The sequence below is a fragment of the Exiguobacterium sp. ZWU0009 genome, assembly GCF_000798935.2.
GTDB classification, from domain to species: domain Bacteria; phylum Bacillota; class Bacilli; order Exiguobacteriales; family Exiguobacteriaceae; genus Exiguobacterium_A; species Exiguobacterium_A acetylicum.
Genome location: NZ_CP018057.1, coordinates 1,488,135 through 1,506,764, shown reverse-complemented (window position 1 = coordinate 1,506,764; position 18,630 = coordinate 1,488,135). Strand labels below are relative to the sequence as shown.

The following is an 18,630-nucleotide window of genomic DNA, read 5'->3' as shown; positions in this document are numbered from 1 at the left end:
GAAAAGCGTGGTACTATCTCTGACAATGCAACTTGAACGATGATGGACAACACATTCATAAGTCATTGCCGTTATATAAGATTGCAAAAAATGGATCTACACCACATAATATGAACATACGTTCTTATTACAAGGAGGTCCACCATGCAGCACCTTCAAAAAGAAATGACTCATCCTGCACCGTTACACACCATGAACCGGCCGATTTGCCTTTCCATCGATTCATCCATTCATCTTTACCATGATGCTTCTGTTTCTATGACTTACAAAATGGAAGTCATATTATTCATTGCTTTACGGGAACGAACTCCTTTATCCATGCGTCAAACCAGTGATTCTGGTAGTAGCAAAGAACTTGTCTACATAGAAGAAGTGGACTTCGAGAGTCGAAAGCTGACGCTTTTCCATATGAACGATTCGTCATTGTCCTTTCATCGTTATATCCAAGACGATTCGTTACATGAACAGCACCCTCAGCTTTTACTCAGTATGATGTAAGTTAAAACAAACGCATGACGTCAAAAAGGTTGCGTCCATTTCGATGTGTAAATGGATACAACCTTTTTTTCGCTTTGCTCGACAACAACGCTATTCAATTTAACGATACGAACGTTCAATCACGAAATTCGTCTTATCCCCACGGAAGTAGGAACGCGAATACTCGATGATTTGTCCCCCTTGATCCTCTGTTACGGTTTCGATGTAGAAACACGGTGCATTGACTGGACATTTCAGATGACTACTGATTGCTTCATCGGCTAGAACGATTTCAAGTGACTCTGTCGTTTTCGCCACCTGGATATCAAAGACTTTTGCTAACGTATCGAACAACGAATGCTCCGCCTGTTCCTTCGTAATTCCTGGAGCAATCGACCACGGGATGAATGAGATCTCATATTGTGTCGGTTCACCGTCAGCATGACGAATCCGTTCGATTTTCTGGATCGGTGCCTGTTCCTCTACTGCAAAAACCTCTGTCAGGACATCAGTCGCTGAGACGACGGATAATTGGATTAGCGACACCTCGCCTCGCTTCCCTTGCACCGCTAATTGAGCGGCGTAGTTGTTCGGTGTATGCGATAAGGTCTGTCGGACTTTTTTGCCCGCAACGAACGTTCCACGTCCTTGTTGTCGGATCAAGTATCCTTCTAGCGTCAACTGGTTCAATGCCCCTCGAACGGTCGTCCGACTGACATCAAATTCCTCACACAGCACATACTCTGTCGGGAATTTTTTCCCTTCTTCGTAATAGCCTCTCTTGATCCGCGATAGCAATTCTTCTTTGATTGCCGTCTGTAATGTTGATTGCGACATCATGCCACCTCCTCCTCTTATCCTTTGTGCCTTTATTGTGATACAGACATCATACAAATGCAAATACAAATCTTTATTTGTATTATTTGTGTTTTATTATTGTCTTAAGTTGTATTATTTGTTACATTTGTTACAACAAAAAGAAATCGCTTTCATGAGGAGGAATTTACAATATGCCACTCAAGGTCGTCATCATCGGTGGAGGCTCCAGCTATACACCGGAAATCATCGAAGGTTTCATTTTGCGTCACCATTCCTTTCCGGTCGACGAGGTCGTTCTCGTCGATATCGAGGACGGAAAAGAAAAGCTCGAAATTGTTGGTAAACTCGCACAACGGATGATTGACAAGTCTAACGTGAAGATCACGCTTCGTTGGACGCTCAATCGAAGAGAAGCCCTCCGTGGAGCCGACTTCGTCTCGACGCAAATCCGCGTCGGGGGTCTATCGGCACGGGCTCTTGACGAGCGCATTCCACTCAAGCATGGCTTCATCGGTCAAGAGACGAATGGTGCTGGCGGTATGTTCAAGGCGTTCCGGACGATTCCCGTCTTGCTCGAACTCGCGGACGAGATGGCTGAACTCTGTCCCGACGCCTGGTTGATCAACTTCACGAATCCAGCTGGCATCGTGACCGAGGCACTTTTGAAACACTCCAAGCATCAGAGAGTGATCGGTGTCTGCAATATCCCGTTCAATATGCGGAACTCCGTTGCTGAAATCCTGCTTACCCCCGTCGAACACGTCTCAATCGAATTCATCGGGTTGAATCACTTCATCTTTGGTCGACATGTCACGGTGAATGGTGTCGATCGGACAGAAGATGTACTCACTGCGTTGCGTGATGGAAACGACTACTCGCCAGCGAATATCGTTGGACTCGGCTGGTCCGACTCATTCCTGAATTCAATCAAGCTGTTACCGAACCCGTACCATCAATATTATTTCCAAACGCGCGATGTCCTCGCAAAAGATCGACAAGCTTACGAAGAGAACGGGACACGAGCTGAAGTCGTCCAAGAAGTCGAGCGCCGACTATTCGAACAATACCGAGACGAATCGCTCGACGTAAAACCGAAGGAACTTGAGCAACGCGGTGGAGCATACTATTCGGATGCAGCGTGTAACTTGATGGACTCGCTTTATAACGACCGTGGTGATATCCAGACCGTTAATACGCTGAATCAAGGGACGATCCGTGACTTACCGGAAAATGCCGTCATCGAGGTCAACGCTGTCATCGCAAAAGCCGGACCGCGTCCGCTGTCGATCGGTAGCTTACCACTCCCCGTCCGTGGACTGATCACGAACTTGAAGACGTTCGAGGAACTGACGATTCAAGCAGCCGTCTCCGGGAAGTACGAGGACGCTTATGTCGCTGCCCTCATGAATCCCTTGATCCAAGACGAAAAACGGATTGATGCCTTACTTGAAGAACTGTTCCGCGCGCATCAGGCTTACTTACCCCAATTCCAGCTTAAGGAGGTTCTCTCATGAATAAGTTCATTGAAATTGCCGGACGGATCGGTTCCCAGCGCCATCTCGTCGCCATCCGTGACGGCTTTGTCTCCGTCATGCCGCTCATCATCGTCGGCTCACTCGCGATTCTGATCAATAACTTCCCTGCCATCCAGCTCGGTAGCTGGTCGCTCGATTTCGTCGGCTCGATGAATGCCGCTTTTGGTGAAGGAAGTTGGCAACGGCTTGGCGGCAACATTTGGAATGCCTCCTTCGCGATTCTCGGCTTACTGGTCGCCTTCTCGATTGCCTATAACTTGGCACGGTCCTACGATATCGACGGTCTCGCTGCTGGTATTCTGTCGATCGCTTCTTACGTCATGCTCGTTCCGGTCACGAAGGACTGGGGACTCAGCTTCGCTTGGCTCGGCGCCCAAGGGCTATTCGTCGCCATCATCGTCTCGCTTCTCGTAACGGAAGCATTCCGTCTTCTCATCCATACGAAGCTGACGATCCGGATGCCGGAGGGTGTGCCTGGTGGTGTCACCCGATCGTTCCAAGCATTGATTCCTTCAATGATCATCTTGACGGTCGTTGCTGCGATCCAGTTGTTCATTCAAATAAAACTCGAACTCAGCATCTTCGAAGTCATCTTCAAGGCAATCCAGCAACCGCTTCAAGGTTTCGGAGATTCGCTCGCCGCCGGTCTGATCATCGCCCTCTTGAACCATGTCCTCTGGTTCTTCGGTCTACACGGCACGAACATCATCGGGTCGGTCATCGAGCCGATTTACTTACCGCTGATTGAACAGAACTTAGCTGCCTTTCAAGCTGGTGCTTCCGCCTATGACGTCCCGTATACGGTAACGAAACCGTTTCTCGATGCGTTCGTCTTCATGGGTGGCTCTGGTACGACGTTGTCACTTCTACTTGCGATCTTCATTGTCGTAAGGAAACAACGTAATCATCCCTATCATCAAGTCGCTAAGCTATCAGCACCCGCCGGTCTGTTCAACATCAACGAACCGGTCATCTTTGGTATGCCGATCGTGCTCAACCCGGTCATGTTGATTCCATTCATTCTCGCACCGGTCGTCTTGACGGTCGTCTCATATGTCGCACTATCAACCGGAATGGTTCCAAAGACGGTCGCCATCGTTCCATGGACGACACCACCGATCATCAGTGGGTACCTTGTCACCGGTGGTAGCATCCGCGGGGTCCTGCTTCAGGTGTTCAATCTGACGCTCGCGACATTGATCTATATCCCGTTCGTCGTAGCAGGAGCGCGCGCCATGACTGCCGAAATCAATCGAAACAAAGACAGTATACATGAAGGAGAGAAAATCAGTTGAAGACAGAATCGATCCAACAATTATCGTTCATGATCATCCTACATGCCGGAAATGCACGCTCGAGTGCGTTTGAAGCGATCGCTGCTGCTAAACGCAGTGACGAAGCACTTGTTCAAGCGAAACTCGAGGAAGCAGAGACTTCGTTTCTTGAGGCACACAAACTTCAGACAGAACTTTTACAAGAAGAAGCACGAGGAACCAGCAACGAGATGAGCGTCCTACTCGTCCACGCTCAAGATCATCTGATGACGGCGATGACGGTCAAGGAACTGGCGACCGAGATGATCGACATGATCACTAAAATCAATCGACTGGAGGAAGCGAAATGAACATCTTACTCGTCTGCTCAGCAGGCATGTCCACTTCAATCTTAGTAGAAAAAATGCGGACGGAAGCCGTAGCACGAGGGCTTGACGCAACGATCGAAGCAGTACCCGAATCGCGACTAAAGGAACATACGACGATGGACGTCATCTTGATCGGTCCACAAGTCCGCTACCTCGAGAACAAAATCCGTACAGCAGTTAACGTGCCGGTTGCTGTGATTGACAACATGGCATACGGGTTGATGAAGGGCGATCAAGTGCTTGATCAAGCACTCTCGCTGACTGGCACGGCACATGCCTAAGACGCGTGTAATCGTCAATGCTGATGATTTCGGTTTGACGACGGGTATTAACCAAGGCATCATCGAGAGTCATCTTTACGGTCCCGTCAATTCGACGACGCTGATGATGAACGGACATGCGGTCGAAGAAGCTGTTCGACTTTCTCAGCAACACCCGGACCTGCATGTCGGCGTACATCTCGTGCTCTCTTGGGGAAAACCGCTCGCTTCGACAAGTCAGTCGTTAACAAAGGAGGACGGGACGTTTCGTTTCACGAGTCGCTTTTTGAAGGAAGAGCCACCGGATCCTGAAGACGTCTACCTGGAATGGAAAGCCCAGATTGAAGCTTTTCTTGCTACCGGGCTGTCGTTGCACCACTTAGACAGTCACCATCATATCCACGGCTGGTCCGCGATCGACTCTGTCATCGTCGAGCTCGCTAATGAATATCAAACGACGTTCCGTGCTGCGGGGAACGAGAAGCACCGGGATCTCTGGCTGACAAATCGCTTCGATGAGCGGTTTTATGGAGAGGGCGTTTCGTTTGCGACACTTGATTCAATTTCACCCGGTTCATCCGTTGAGGTCATGGTGCACCCTGCCAACATGGATACGCTACTTCCAAGTGTCACGTCTTATGTGAAGCAGCGACTTGTCGAGAAAGATCTTTTAACGAGATATACTCCACCGGATTGGTGGACATGAAAATAACATCCCTACTGCCTTGACGAACCGAGGAGTAGGGATGTTGTCATTTTCTTCATGAAACACTGTGTTAAAAATCGCGTTGAAAATATGGAATTAATTTTACATATATCTCGTTTAATGACATACTAATGGTAATACTTTCATGAGGAGGAGATACCTTTGAAAAAACAACTCGCTTATGCTGGTTCTTTTGCGCTCTCAGCTATCACGATCATCATCATTCTTAAATTAGTTGGAGTCGATATCTAAAGCAATCACTCAAATGATGTAGATTTTCAAATTAATGATTCAATCGCTGTTATGATGCATCGTCTTCCGATCATCTGTAACAGCTTTTCTAGGTTTAATGCTATGGAACGATCGGAAGTGATGAATTGAAAAAAATCGGAATCAACGTTTTGGTTGTCTTTCTCCTACTAGGTGGACTGCTGTTTTACTTAGACGTCCGATACGATGAACGATTCGAGCAGCATGTCAGCACAAAAGTTGAGGCCTATGTCGTGAAAAAGTACGGTCCAGCACATGTCGCCTCACTCCATTCTGCCTATGACGACAAACACCGCGACAAGGAAAAACGCTATCAGATTGCCGTGAAAGTACAGGGTCAAGGGCTTCAACAAGAAGAATATTTCCTGTATCGTCTTCAAGATGATCACGTCGTTGAGATGGGCACAACGACTAGTTTGCCAAAGCGAGACTAAATCACGTGATGATTTCTTATTTCACACTACATATCACGAAAGGTCAGAAGTTTCCTTTTTTACACGGAATCATCTGACCTTTTCTTTTAACACCTTTCACTGCTCAGAAATACCGTAAGCTAGTAATAGCAAATATGACATCATGCAGAACGTAATGAGATGGACACCGCCGAATCCCCACTTGAGTATTCGGTGCTTCGTTTTGTACCCTGTTTATACGCCGACTAACGGAATGATAAACAGAAGTAAGATATAGACAGTTCCAAACCCTTTCAGACTGACTCCGCTCTTCATCAGGAAAAAGAAGAAACAAAAACAGACGAATGCAGATAACGAAAGAATACTGTAACGATTCATAAGCCCTCCTCCACTACAAACACAGCTTAGCGTCTTACCGTCTGAAGATTGAAGTATTCCGATAGCGGCACGATCCGCCCCTGTTCATGCCAGTTCCGATATGCTTCAAAAACGCGTAAGACGTTCCCGTCATACCGTTCCTCGATGAGATGATGGATCGCGAGAAAGCTCCGCCAATAATCAAACATGATACTCGACAGACTACTGGCATAGGAGGCACTCCCAAATTGATCAATCGAACGCGCTCCATACTCTTCCTGAAAGAGCTCGACCAGCTCTGTCTCAATTAAAGTAATTCGCTTGAATGCTTCGTCCGACAACAGGTGCTTCCGGGGGAGGTACTCACACATTCCCTCTTCGAACCAGATTCCGTCTTCTCTCTCATCGTCGAATTCATCAACGAACAAATCCAAATGATGGGTCAGTTCATGACCAGCAATCGTCAAGACGTGATCTTCAGTAAGCGTTTCGTAGAACGCTCGAATATGCGGTACGTCCTTCCCGTCAAGTTGAGACAAAAATAGCATCCGCCACTCTGCAACGTCTGGTGATATGTAGATCAAGTCCTTATTCGTAAACGCTGGAATCGGAATGTCTGAGAAGACCGTCGTCGCGAGTTCCGCTGACGTCCAAACGATTCCTTTCGGTACGTCGATCAGTTGATATTTCTCTTGTAAGATCGTTTGATACTCGTCTAACCGTGTTCGAAAGCGATGCGTGACCGCTTCGTATTTCTCATAGTCCGTTTTTGTCTCAAACGCATGAATCTGTTTCATCATCGCTATATCCCCCCATCCTTAAAATAGCCTATTTTATTTTAACATATATTGGATAACCATAAAAAAACCACCTGAATCAGGTGGTTCGATGAATCATTCGTTTGCTATTAACACGACGACGTTACCGAATTTTTGCCCAGCGTCGACATAACGGTGCGCTTCGACGATCTCATCAAGTGAATAGATATGGTCGATGACGGCTTTGAATCGTCCCGCTTCAAACAGTTCATTTAAATAGTGTAGATCTTCTTTCCGTTCTCTCGCCACACCTTGTCCCGCGACGGATGCAAAGGCGCCGTTTTGTTTGACGTGCCGTTTCGCTTGCGTCTTATTGATCTTTCCGGACGCATCGAAGACGGCATCGTACTTCAGCAACAATCCATCGTAGCCGTCCTTTGTATAATCGATGACGTGATCGGCACCGAGCGCTTTGACCCGCTCCGTGTTTCGTCCACTACAGACAGCCGTCACCTGCAGCCCTTTTGCTTTGGCGATTTGAACGGCCGCTGTTCCGACAGCACCCGACGCACCGTAAATCAAGATCGTCTTCATCTGATCGATTTGGAGTTTCCGGAAGAAATGGAGCGACGTCGTACCACCGAACGGGAGACAGACCGCTTCCGTGTACGATGCGTGTTGCGGCATTTTTGCAATGCAACGTTTCTCAGACACGCATGCATATTCGGCGTATCCACCGAAGCCAAATCCCGTCAAGGCATGGACACGGTCTCCGACTTGGAACTGCTTGACGTCTTGACCGACTTCGACGACTTCTCCGGCAAGAACAACGCCAAGGATCGGTTGTCGCGGTCGCTTGAAGCCGACAGCCAGACGCATCGGAAGTTTCCCTAACAGTGGGACATCGAGCGAACGCATGCGACGATCTCCGGAATGGACGGCAGATGCATGTACTTTAATCAATAGATCGTTTGATTTTGGAACCGGACGAGGTACCTCTGTGATGTGCAAGACGTCCGGGGATCCGTAGCGGGTACAGATGGCTGCCTTCATCGTATTTCCTCCTCTGATCGAGATGATGGTATTTCTTTAATCATACGCCGATTCCTGCCTGAATCCCTTTCATTTCAGAGCAAGAATATTTTTGTGATTCGCATCAATCAGTATCGCAACTGGTAAAATTTATATAATCATACGATCTCATCTAACCCTATTAACTGATGAAAGCAGGTGCCTGGTTCATGCCGACACATCGGTGGCTTTTCGCTTTTATTCTATTCCTTAGTATGCTGCTTGGTGCCTGTACACACGAGAACGATGCACGAATCGTCGAGAAAATTACAGGGGATACGTTATTCGTCGCTCCGAGCGAACAAAAACCGGACGAACAGTATGCTTTAACAAAGATTCGCGTCACAACGGACACGATCGTCTATGGCAAAACGGATAACACAGTTGCCATTCAGACGGGTGACACGATTCAAGTGACGTTTGCAAAGGACTCGATTGTTGCGACCGAGATCCGTCGAACGAAAAAATAAGAAAGAGGGATTATCCATGATTGTTCCAGTACTCCGCCATCTACGCAATATTTTCATGAGCATGAGCCTCATCTTCGGTTCATCCTATTTTTTTCAAAAAAGTTATGGTGATGAAATCACCGGTTTGTTTTTCATCGGAATCATAGGTGCGATTGGTTTTTGCATTACCCTCGGTCTACTCTGGTATCTCAAACGAAAAGAATCGCACGGTTTTTAATAAGTTTGGCAAAGGAGACACAATCATGATGATACGTACGAAAAAATTACACCTTATTCAGTTGAAGGTACTCTTCGCGCTTCTGATCACGCTTTCGATGATTGGTGCTGTTTTCGCACCTCATTCTGTCGACGCGGCGACAAAGGAATATACGTCGTACAAAAAACTAAAACTCGGTATGACCGCGACAGACGTCGCAAAATCGCTCTACGGAAAATCATATAAGAAATACATACAGAAAGAACATGGCGTCACGACACTCAATCATGATGTAATATTGAGTGAAATCAAAGACGACTATGCTTTATACGCTTTCTCATTTTATCCGTACGATGAAAAAATGATCATTGGTCTTTACAGCGCATGCATCTGATCTTCAAAACGAAACAAGAAGGTCACACGTTATATCTTGTGCAAAAGGAATACACCCCTAAAGCGCCTTCGAAAAAACGACTCTTGCCAGGAAAGAAATTTAAACCAGGCATGACGATAGCTGAATTCGATCATATTCTCTCTGGTAAAGGGCTAGGTGTCATGACGGCTCACCGCACAGAAGATTACAGAATGTACGAGCGAGAAAGCCCACTCCTTTAGGGGTGGGATGATAGCGAGTTCGGGGACGTGGTGTCTTCAGACACCGCATGTCCCCGACTGTTCTTCCTGATGAAATGCATTTATAGTAAATCTATAATGGAGTTGATTATTATGATGAAGGAGGTGTCAAAGATGAGTCAAGTCGTCACGGTAGAAGTTCGAATCTATGCCACGCGTCGTCAGGATGCCATCCTAAAAAGGATGGGCAAGACCTATATCCAGACCGCCAACCGAGTCGTGGCGAACATGGTCGCCTCCGAGGACGGGAAGAGGTGGTCGAGCAAGGACATCGACACCCCCCTTCCGAGCGCCGTGAAGAACCAACTCGCAGGAGATGCCGTCGGCATCTACAAGAAGGCGAGGAAAGAGGATTTCAAACGCATCCCTGTCCTCAAAAAGCCGGTCTGCGTCTGGAACAATCAGAACTATTCCTTCGACTTCGAGAGCATCTCCTTCCCCGTTTGGATGGACGGGAAGTCCGTGAAGATGCGATTCCGTGCTGCCATGGTTGACAAGGACAATCGGAATACCCGACTCCTTGCCAACAAACTCGGGACGCTCAGGGTCACGAAGAAGGGAAGGAAGTGGATCGCTCAGATTTCCGTCCATGTCCCGACCGTTCCTCGGACGGGGGTGCGGCTGATGGGGGTTGACCTCGGACTAAAAGTGCCGGCGGTCGCCGTCACCGATGACGACACGACCCGTTTCTTCGGGAACGGTCGTAAGAACAAGTATATGAAACGCAAGTTCCGTGCGGAACGGAAGGCACTCGGCAAAAAGAAGAAGCCGAAGGCTATCAAACGACGCAATCAGAAGGAACAGCGGTGGATGCGGGACAAGGACCACAAGGTCAGCCGAGCCATCGTCGATTTTGCAAGACAGAAGAAAATCTCTGTCATTCGCCTCGAACTCTTGGCGAACATCCGACAGACGGCAAGAACAAGCCGTAAAAACAACCAGAACCTCCACTCATGGTCGTTCTATCGTCTCGCGTCCTTCATCGAATACAAAGCCGCCTTGTCGGGCATCAAGGTTGAGTATGTGAACCCCGCCTACACGAGTCAGACCTGCCCATCCTGTTCCGTCAGGAACAAGGTGAGGGATAGGGTCTACACGTGTGCCTGTGGGTTTAAAGGACATCGGGACACCGTCGGTGCGATGAACATTCGATACGCACCTGTGATGGATGGTAACAGTCCATCAGCCTGAGAACCTATACGGTCTGTCTCAGGAGGGGTGATGGCACACCCCTACCTCAAGGCTCGGACGAAGCAGAAATGGATTGAGTCCGCCAAGCACTTGAGAATCCCACCCTCACCAACGGTGTGGGCTTGCGGCTTTAGCCGTGGGAGTGTCAATCTAAGATCGGAAAAGCCTATAATGACAATACAGTCGAGTATCCAGAAAAACAGACATCGCTCTTTTACTCGTATCGGAATTCAACGGGTGATGAATGGATGATCGTTGAATTTAAATATGATTTCGATCAAAAGAGATACATCGCTCAAAAATAACGAGTATTCATCTTCGGATGAATACTTTTTTTACTTTTAATTGAAATTGATTGAATCTTTTTACAGTAATATTCGTAAAAATCTGTATACACGAAAGGAGCTCGACACACATGTATGATTTGTTATTGGCCGTTGGTATTTGTCTTGTTGGCTATTGGTTCTACTACGTCTTCTTACTCGGATTCAAAAAAGGAAATATCGTCATGACGTTTAACGAGCGGTTCATTCATCATGAAGACCATATTCAAGCTGTTAAGCGAAGATTAAAGGATGACGGTCGCCACTTCGAGTATCTTGGAGATCGAAAATTCATCGTCGATGGAAAACCGTATCTGTTCATGGAACGGACGGTTCCAGGGGACTTTGGTCCTCTGCAGCAGACGATTCTAAAAGGTCAACGTAAAGCGTTCTAACCAAAGCACCGCTCCTTCTGTCGACGACAGAGGGAGCGGTGCTCGTTTCATTCAAATATTATTCAGGTGTATGTGCATACAATTCATCCATGACGCGTCGAATCGCGGGCAACGAATGCTCTAAATCAATCCAGGTTTTAAAATAATACTCGAAAAAGACACCTTGGTTCCGCATTCGCTCTAATGTATTAATCGGATCTCCCTCGGTGACCCAATCTAGGTTCTCAAAATTTGTATAACTATCCGTAAATGATACGTCCTCCTCGAGAATGCCTGACTCTAAATAATCATTCGAACAAGTCTCATTTTGTACATCAACTTGTCGATAAAAATCACGAATTCCTTCCTTTGGACGATTGATATGGTAGGACTCACCCGTTTGATAACTCTCCTGGTAATACCATTCCCACAAGATGACCCATTTCCAGACCAACCCATCGATTAGATAATGGCCGATTGCCCGGTCCATTCGGCAAAAGTTAAACCGAAACGTCCGTTCACCAAAGTTCGTCTTCAGATCAAGGACGACTTTGATATCATTGGTTTCCGGCGGATGACCAAAAAATAAGATGCCATGCTCGAATCCTTGTGCAAACTCCTCGATTGACTGGCAGCTGCCGGCTTTATCCTCAAAACTGACTGTAATCGAATCGAACTGAACGATTGGTTGCTCCATCTTTTTTCCCCACCTTGTATATGTATTCAAAAAAGTGAGCCTCGAGCGAGACTCACTTTTGTTCGTCATGACGAGACGACTTCTCCACCCGTCAAATCAATATGTCCTTCTCCCCATGCGCACATCGCGTCAAGAATCGGCTTCAGCGACCAGCCGTACTCGGATAACGAGTAGACGACTTTCGGTGGGACTTGTTCAAAGACCGTCCGGATGATGACGCCGTCTTCTTCTAACTCCCGCAATTGTTGCGTCAGCATTTTTTGCGTGATCGTCGGCATCAGCTTGCGGAGCTCACTCGTCCGACGCTCGCCTTTGATCAAATGACACATGATGACGACCTTCCACTTTCCACCGATGACTTCAAGTGTTGCTTCGACCGGGATATTGTATGGCATATATGTTCCATCCTTTCGTGATTCTGTTAAGGGCATAGGTACTTTTTAGTGCCTATCGTACTTGAAAGTGCGTACTTCCCAAGCAGATTAGCTGGCTATATGATAGCAATTGTCAACGGAAAGTACAACCTCCTTTTAGACCTTGTATCTAAATAAAGGAGTAGGGTACTTTTTAGTGCCTATCGCACTTTAAAGTACGTACTTCCCGAAATGAAACACCCCCGTTATGCTGGGGTCATGTCAATCGGATCATGTTCGGTCGGGCCCACTGAACACGATCCCTACTGAAATCATTTTTAGGAGGAATCCCCATGAATCAATTAAACTCACGGATCCAGGAGGAACAGGTCCCAAGAAACGGCGGACTTGCCCTACTTGCCTTAGCCATCAGCGCCTTTGGGATCGGTACGACGGAATTCGTTCCCGTCGGACTGCTCGCAGCGATCGCTGGTGACTTAAATATCGGTATCACACTCGCTGGTCTCATCATCTCTGGTTACGCAATCGGTGTCGCCGTCGGTGCACCCATCCTGACGGCACTGACGAACCGAATGAATCGGAAAACGTTACTGATGGCATTAATGGTCGTCTTCATCGCTGGTAACCTCGTCTCAGCGATTTCACCGACGTTTGAATTGTTGATCGTGGCTCGTTTCATCACTGCTTTCTCGCACGGTGTCTTCTTCTCAATCGGTGCGACGATTGCCGTCCAGCTCGTACCGGAGCATAAAAAAGCGAGTGCCATCGCCTTGATGTTCACAGGTCTGACAGTCGCAACGGTCACAGGTGTTCCACTTGGGACATTCATCGGTCAATCATTCGGCTGGCGCGCGACGTTCTTCGCGGTTGCTGCACTCGGAATCATTGCGATCATCGCAAGCTTCTTCTTGATTCCAAAAGACTTGAAACAATCACCACCTGCTAAGTTCTCCGACATGTTCAAACTGTTGACGAACGGACGCTTGATGCTCGGCTTCTTGATCACTGCCCTCGGTTACGGTGGAACGTTCGTCGCCTTTACGTACTTGACACCAATCATGCAGGACGTCACGAAAATCAGTCCCAGCTTGATCAGTATCATTCTGCTCGTCTACGGAATCGCGGTTGCGATCGGAAACACGGTCGGCGGAAAACTCGCGAACGGTAATCCGATTAAAGCGTTGTTCTATATGTTTATTATCCATGCCATCGTCATGATCGCCCTCTCGTTCATGATTCCGTTCAAGGTCGCCGGTATCATCGGTATCATCTTAATGGGACTCCTTGCGTTCATGAACGTCCCTGGACTACAGCTCTATATCGTCCAGTTGGCTGAAAAATATGTCCCAGCAGCAGTCGATGTTGCATCTGCCTTGAATATCGCAGCCTTTAACATCGGCATCGCACTCGGAGCAACGATTGGTGGTCTCGTCACCGATACGATCGGTCTCGTCCACACGCCATGGGTCGGCGGGATCATGGTCATTCTTGCCGTCATCTTGACAGGTGTCTCGCGTCGTCTCGAACATCAATAAGGAGGACTACTATGTTTAACGATCATGCAAGTTATCAGCGGATGTACCGGGAGAGCGAGCTCACGCTCGGTCTCCACGTCCCGCTCGAGAATTTCAAGATGCGAACGCCGACGCTTGCCAATCAAGTCGAGCTCGCACAAAAAGCAGAGAACTATGGTTTTACGACGCTCTGGCTACGCGACGTCTTATTAAAAAATCCTTATTTTCTTGATCCGGCTGTCGGACAGATTCATGACATGCTGATATACGGGACGCATCTCCTCAGCCAAACGAAACAAATCGCCCTCGGAACGTCAGCACTCGTCCTGCCGCTCCGTCATCCGTTACGCTCTGCGAAGGAAGTCGCGACGATTGATGCCTTGTTCCCGGAACGTTTGATTCTCGGTGTCTCGTCCGGTGACCGGCAAGCCGACTTCCATGGACTCGGTGTCGATCATCCGAGCCGTGGTGCTCAGTTCAAGGAAGCACTGCAAGTGATGGAGCAAGCCTTATACGAAGATTATCCGCAAATTGATTCGACGTATGGAGAAGTTCGTGGTGCGACGCTCGTCCCGCGACCTAAAAAGAGAATCCCGACGATGATCACGGGTTTCGCACAGCAGGATATGGACTGGCTCGCAAAAAACGGCGACGGCTGGATGTATTATCCGCAAGGACCGTTCGAACAAGCACGTGCCATCGAACAATGGCGTGCAGCGAGTCAAGCAGCCGGTAACACAACGTTTCGCCCGTTTTCGATGCCGATGCATCTTGACCTGTCTGCGGATCCGAACGAGGAAGCGACACCGATTCGACTCGGTTTCCGGATCGGACGCAATCGACTAATCGAGTTGCTGAAATTGTATCGCTAGCTTGGCGTCAATCATCTGTTCTTCGCCCTATTCGACGGTGAGCGATCAGCGGAAGATGTCATCGATGAACTCGGAACGTACGTCGTGACGCATTTCCCTCCCTTATCATGATGACTTATATAATTAAAAGTAACATGCATGAAACCCAGTCCCTTCTCGGAACTGGGTTTCATGTCGTTTCATTGCACATCATGTCGAATATATTCGTCCACTTTTGGGGATTGTTTTTTAACCAATTGCACATTCCGAACATTTATCTCTTTACTTTTGAGTTCTCATGACCTTATAATAAATTCAAGATAACAATTACCTTAAAGGAGGAAGCGCTGTTGACACTACTCATTGCTTTTCTAGCCATCGTTTTCATCATGCTCGCTCTTGACCTTGGAGTCTTCCATCGTAAGGCACATGAAGTTTCGCTTCGGGAGGCCTGGACGTGGACGTTTGTCTGGATTGCGATTGCCGTCGCTTTCGGTGGCTGGCTCTACTTCGATCAAGGTAGCTCCGCTGCGATCGAATATACGAGCGTTTATTTCATCGAGAAGGCTCTCGCGATTGATAACGTCTTCGTCTTCTCACTCGTCTTCGCGTACTTCGCGATTCCATTGAAGTACCAGCACAAAGTCTTATTCTGGGGTATTCTTGGTGCAATCTTCTTCCGCGTCATCTTCATCGTCGCTGGTGTTTCGTTGCTTGAGAACTTCGCTTGGGTGTACTACATCTTCGGAGCGTTCCTCGTCTACACTGGTTGGATGATGTACAAGAACATCGGTCAAGAGACGTCGCTCGAAGAGAACAAAACGATTCGTTGGTTAGAGAAACGTTTACCGATCACGCAAGACATCTCGTCTGGTAAGTTCGCAAAACGAATTGATGGGAAACTGTTCTTCACACCTCTCTTGATCGCGCTCGTCTTCATCGAGATTTCGGATATCGTCTTCGCCGTCGACTCGGTCGCAGCAAGCTTCGCGTACTCGCGTGATCCGTATATCATCTTCTATGCGAACATCATGGCGATTCTTGGACTCCGTAGTCTCTACTTCGTCCTCGCGAACTTGATTGATCGTTTCTACTACTTGAAACATGGTCTCAGCTTCATGCTTGTCTTCATCGGAGCGAAGATGATCTTCAGTGACGTCTACAAAATGCCAATCTGGATGTCACTCGGTACGATCGTTCTCGTCATTCTAATCAGCGTCTTCTATAGCTTCTACAAGACGAAGCCAGGGAAATAATCAATAGTATAAAAAAGTGGAAGTGATGAAAATTCATCTACTTCCACTTTTTCTTTTCAATTCAGTATTTCTTTTACTTTCAGTTCATCTTCGATAAAAGGCTTCGTAAACACCTTCAGTGCTTTCTCATTATCGTACGCCGTAAAGTCTTTTCCATACCAATCGCGCAGCTGTTGTTTCGTAAAGTGATACGAAGCATCCTCGATCGTCATGTTGACGTGGTCGACATTCGGAATCAATGTGAACAGTGCTGTTGCATTGTAGATTGCCGTACGATTGCTTTTTTGTTCGACCTGTCCTTCTTCATATCCAGCATAACGTAACGTGAGTTGATACGGTTTATCCTTCGTCGACAGTTCCATTTTCTTTAACTGATCGCCATGAGGTAGCTGTTGGACGATGTCTCGTACGTTACTGTTATCCCCTAGATATGTACCTTGTTGATCAAATACATCGGTTTGTGTTGCCGCTGTTCCGCAACCTCCGAGTATCAGCATGCCGCTCACTAGAGCAATTGCGCCGATTCTCTTTCTCATCATACTCTCTCCTTTTAGTAGACCGATTATACCTAATAAACGTAATCAAACAAAGAAAAGTTTCAAAATAAAGGAAATCAACGCTTACGTGAACTCGATGCTCTTTGTTTTGAGGAGAGTAAACTGTACAAAATACTTACACCTGCAACAATTAAAAGCTTTATAACACTAAAACGAGTGAACCCTTCAAAAGCGTACCCTTTTATCTTTTGAGCTAAAGTTACTTCCGGAATCCAATCGATCGTATATCCGATGCTGAAGGATAAAATCAAACTGAGGAATAAATAAGTGATGACAACACTTAAGAATACATCTTTTGATAATCATGATATTTTCCCTCTCAATTATAATGGAATAAAATAACTATTCGTTCATATAATGAGTAACTCATTTAAAAAATATAGAAAACAACAAGTCATTTCCCTATATAATGTTAATTACTATGTTACTCTATTATTATTCGAAAGTTCGAAAATCCAGCTATACATATTCACGGAGGTCTCCGATGCTACAAATGTCTAACTTACTCATTCTGCTCTTTTTATTCATCTTCCTAACATGCGGATTTGTTTTCGCTTTATTCTGGATCATCAAAAAAATCAAGTCGTAATCATAACAACCCGGCCTCTAAGACGAGAGAAGCCGGGTTGTTATTCATTTCATAGAGTTGACGGATGTGACTCACGATGTCGTTCGCTGTTTCCGGTACAGGCGGCATCCAAAGACCCGTCACTGGACCGTAGACGACGGGATTGATTGCCACCTCGTACCCACTATACGGATGTTCTTCCGCTGTCGGCAAATAACCGATGTAACCGTTCGTATAGCCTCCGAAAAAAGCGAGTTCCGTTTGACGCATCCGCTTTATCTGTAGCGCTGTCTCACAGAACGGCTCCATCGGGATGCCTGAGAACGAACCTTCATTTAGTTCAAACAATTGAACTTCGACCGGGATGGTGAGTGTTTCTCCCGATCGTTCCTGAACGTACGCCAACCAGCGCGCTGCGCTGACGCCCCAAGTCAGTTCGGCGTAATCCGCCATGTCTTGTAATTGGTTTATCGTTGGTATTTCTGTTAAGCGCATCGGATTAATCATCGACTGAATCCGGTGGTGCGTTAACGGTTGAAACGATACGTCTGGAATCGTCGTTAAGACGTGTCCACTTAGAGCAAACGCCATCTTCTGCAGGCTTGCTAGGTCACCACGATATTTCGCATTGACGTTTCCCGTCGCCCCCTGGACGATCACGACTGGACAGCCGAGCGCCTGTTCGAGTATCGTTCGAGCGACACCCGGATAATCACCGGATAAGACGACACTGTCTGATTTCAAGACGTTCGGATGCGCTGTACAGAAAACGAAGGCTCCGACGAGACACGCATCATCGGCACGGCGAACCAATAGTGTCCCGATTCGGTCATCCGTCACCCCAAGCGGATCCGACCCCATCACCGCGTGACCATTTATTTTTTCTCGTCGGTTGACGCCGAGTTTCCCTTGCTTCACACCCCAACCCATCTCGACCGGTTGCATCGTTTCACTCGCCTTAACAGCAGATACAATCGCTTGTTGCGTCAAGATCGTTTTGTAGGCAACGGTCAACGGTTCAGTTCCCGCTGTCGCTGGGCCTGAATGTGTATGCGTGTAAACGACCGTGATCTGTTTCTTTGAGACGTCTAGCCGGTCCGCGATGCCTTCACGGATGGTATTGGTATCTGCGACGAGCAAACCGATGTTATCGATGCTGACAAAAATCGATGTCGTCTGCTCGCTCTCAAAGATGCTCGCTGTGACATATAACGGATCGTGTATGCTTGCGACACCAACTTCTCGGTGATAACCGATGAAGGCGGCACCGAGCGGCGGATTGATTTCTTCCCGATGCATTCCAAAACGACTCATGTCT

Annotated in this window: 22 protein-coding genes and 1 pseudogene; 15 read left to right on the top strand and 8 right to left on the bottom strand. The window is 47.4% G+C overall.

From position 1 onward, the window contains the following. The first annotated feature begins 144 nt into the window (after positions 1 to 144). Complete coding sequence (locus tag L985_RS07800) at positions 145 to 498, top strand: hypothetical protein (RefSeq protein WP_047390536.1); 354 nt, start codon at positions 145 to 147, stop codon at positions 496 to 498. Positions 499 to 597: 99 nt separating this feature from the next. Here the strand turns inward: L985_RS07800 and L985_RS07795 are convergent, their stop codons facing one another. Beyond that, a complete protein-coding gene (locus L985_RS07795) occupies positions 598 to 1,314 on the bottom strand; it encodes a GntR family transcriptional regulator (protein WP_050677777.1) in 717 nt (238 codons plus the stop codon). Positions 1,315 to 1,487: 173 nt separating this feature from the next. Between L985_RS07795 and L985_RS07790 the strand changes: the two genes are divergently transcribed. From L985_RS07790 to L985_RS07765, 6 genes are all read left to right on the top strand, one after another. Then, a complete protein-coding gene (locus L985_RS07790) occupies positions 1,488 to 2,810 on the top strand; it encodes a 6-phospho-beta-glucosidase (RefSeq protein ID WP_047390538.1) in 1,323 nt (440 codons plus the stop codon). Next, positions 2,807 to 4,126, top strand: coding sequence for a PTS cellobiose transporter subunit IIC (gene celB / locus L985_RS07785; protein ID WP_047390541.1), 1,320 nt, complete (start codon positions 2,807 to 2,809; stop codon positions 4,124 to 4,126). Before L985_RS07790 ends, celB begins: the two co-directional genes overlap by 4 nt. Further along, the gene (locus L985_RS07780; protein WP_419718319.1) at positions 4,123 to 4,455 is read left to right on the top strand and encodes a PTS lactose/cellobiose transporter subunit IIA; all 333 of its coding nucleotides are present in this window, start codon (positions 4,123 to 4,125) and stop codon (positions 4,453 to 4,455) included. The genes celB and L985_RS07780 overlap by 4 nt, the downstream gene beginning before the upstream one ends. Then, a complete protein-coding gene (locus tag L985_RS07775) occupies positions 4,452 to 4,754 on the top strand; it encodes a PTS sugar transporter subunit IIB (RefSeq protein WP_047390543.1) in 303 nt (100 codons plus the stop codon). The genes L985_RS07780 and L985_RS07775 overlap by 4 nt, the downstream gene beginning before the upstream one ends. Next, entirely contained in the window at positions 4,747 to 5,439 is a 693-nt protein-coding gene (chbG, locus tag L985_RS07770) for a chitin disaccharide deacetylase (protein WP_029341534.1), read from the top strand. Before L985_RS07775 ends, chbG begins: the two co-directional genes overlap by 8 nt. 377 nt (positions 5,440 to 5,816) lie before the next feature. Next, positions 5,817 to 6,143 carry a hypothetical protein gene (locus tag L985_RS07765; protein WP_029341533.1) on the top strand — a complete coding sequence of 109 codons (327 nt, stop codon included), beginning with the start codon at positions 5,817 to 5,819 and terminating at the stop codon, positions 6,141 to 6,143. A gap of 213 nt (positions 6,144 to 6,356) precedes the next feature. On the opposite strand, the gene L985_RS16940 is transcribed toward L985_RS07765, so the two are convergent. From L985_RS16940 to L985_RS07750, 3 genes are all read right to left on the bottom strand, one after another. Beyond that, a complete protein-coding gene (locus L985_RS16940; protein ID WP_158513337.1) occupies positions 6,357 to 6,500 on the bottom strand; it encodes a hypothetical protein in 144 nt (47 codons plus the stop codon). Between the two features lie 26 nt (positions 6,501 to 6,526). Next, a complete protein-coding gene (locus L985_RS07755) occupies positions 6,527 to 7,279 on the bottom strand; it encodes a hypothetical protein (protein WP_047390546.1) in 753 nt (250 codons plus the stop codon). A gap of 93 nt (positions 7,280 to 7,372) precedes the next feature. After that, a complete protein-coding gene (locus L985_RS07750) occupies positions 7,373 to 8,290 on the bottom strand; it encodes an NAD(P)-dependent alcohol dehydrogenase (protein ID WP_047390549.1) in 918 nt (305 codons plus the stop codon). Positions 8,291 to 8,478: 188 nt separating this feature from the next. Here L985_RS07750 and L985_RS07745 point away from each other — a divergent pair, with 188 nt between their 5' ends. The 5 genes from L985_RS07745 (at position 8,479) to L985_RS07715 (ending at position 11,516) form a co-directional block, all read left to right on the top strand. Next, positions 8,479 to 8,778 (top strand): hypothetical protein, encoded by a 300-nt coding sequence (locus L985_RS07745; RefSeq protein WP_029341530.1) that lies wholly within the window; start codon positions 8,479 to 8,481, stop codon positions 8,776 to 8,778. Positions 8,779 to 8,794: 16 nt separating this feature from the next. Then, a complete protein-coding gene (locus L985_RS07740; protein WP_029341529.1) occupies positions 8,795 to 8,995 on the top strand; it encodes a hypothetical protein in 201 nt (66 codons plus the stop codon). Between the two features lie 25 nt (positions 8,996 to 9,020). Then, a complete protein-coding gene (locus L985_RS07735) occupies positions 9,021 to 9,368 on the top strand; it encodes a hypothetical protein (RefSeq protein WP_029341528.1) in 348 nt (115 codons plus the stop codon). 353 nt (positions 9,369 to 9,721) lie between these two features. Continuing rightward, entirely contained in the window at positions 9,722 to 10,798 is a 1,077-nt protein-coding gene (locus tag L985_RS07725; protein ID WP_071908780.1) for an RNA-guided endonuclease InsQ/TnpB family protein, read from the top strand. 415 nt (positions 10,799 to 11,213) lie between these two features. Beyond that, the gene (locus L985_RS07715) at positions 11,214 to 11,516 is read left to right on the top strand and encodes a hypothetical protein (RefSeq protein ID WP_023468098.1); all 303 of its coding nucleotides are present in this window, start codon (positions 11,214 to 11,216) and stop codon (positions 11,514 to 11,516) included. Between the two features lie 58 nt (positions 11,517 to 11,574). On the opposite strand, the gene L985_RS07710 is transcribed toward L985_RS07715, so the two are convergent. Both L985_RS07710 and L985_RS07705 read right to left on the bottom strand, forming a co-directional pair. Beyond that, the gene (locus tag L985_RS07710) at positions 11,575 to 12,192 is read right to left on the bottom strand and encodes a hypothetical protein (RefSeq protein WP_047394220.1); all 618 of its coding nucleotides are present in this window, start codon (positions 12,190 to 12,192) and stop codon (positions 11,575 to 11,577) included. Positions 12,193 to 12,257: 65 nt separating this feature from the next. Next, a complete protein-coding gene (locus L985_RS07705) occupies positions 12,258 to 12,587 on the bottom strand; it encodes a winged helix-turn-helix transcriptional regulator (RefSeq protein ID WP_023468096.1) in 330 nt (109 codons plus the stop codon). A gap of 311 nt (positions 12,588 to 12,898) precedes the next feature. Here L985_RS07705 and L985_RS07700 point away from each other — a divergent pair, with 311 nt between their 5' ends. The 3 genes and pseudogenes from L985_RS07700 to L985_RS07690 all read left to right on the top strand — a co-directional run bounded on the left by L985_RS07700 (position 12,899) and on the right by L985_RS07690 (position 16,187). After that, positions 12,899 to 14,101, top strand: a complete 1,203-nt coding sequence (locus L985_RS07700) for an MFS transporter (protein WP_052169465.1) — start codon at positions 12,899 to 12,901, stop codon at positions 14,099 to 14,101. 11 nt (positions 14,102 to 14,112) lie between these two features. Beyond that, a pseudogene (locus L985_RS07695) lies at positions 14,113 to 15,063 on the top strand (TIGR03571 family LLM class oxidoreductase). A 218-nt stretch (positions 15,064 to 15,281) separates the two neighbouring features. Continuing rightward, on the top strand, positions 15,282 to 16,187 hold the full coding sequence (locus tag L985_RS07690) for a TerC family protein (protein WP_047394224.1): 906 nt from the start codon (positions 15,282 to 15,284) through the stop codon (positions 16,185 to 16,187). Between the two features lie 56 nt (positions 16,188 to 16,243). On the opposite strand, the gene L985_RS07685 is transcribed toward L985_RS07690, so the two are convergent. Next, positions 16,244 to 16,723 carry a DUF4825 domain-containing protein gene (locus L985_RS07685; protein WP_052169466.1) on the bottom strand — a complete coding sequence of 160 codons (480 nt, stop codon included), beginning with the start codon at positions 16,721 to 16,723 and terminating at the stop codon, positions 16,244 to 16,246. 610 nt (positions 16,724 to 17,333) lie between these two features. Continuing rightward, positions 17,334 to 18,626, bottom strand: a complete 1,293-nt coding sequence (locus L985_RS07675; RefSeq protein WP_052169467.1) for an alkaline ceramidase — start codon at positions 18,624 to 18,626, stop codon at positions 17,334 to 17,336. Positions 18,627 to 18,630: the final 4 nt, after the last annotated feature.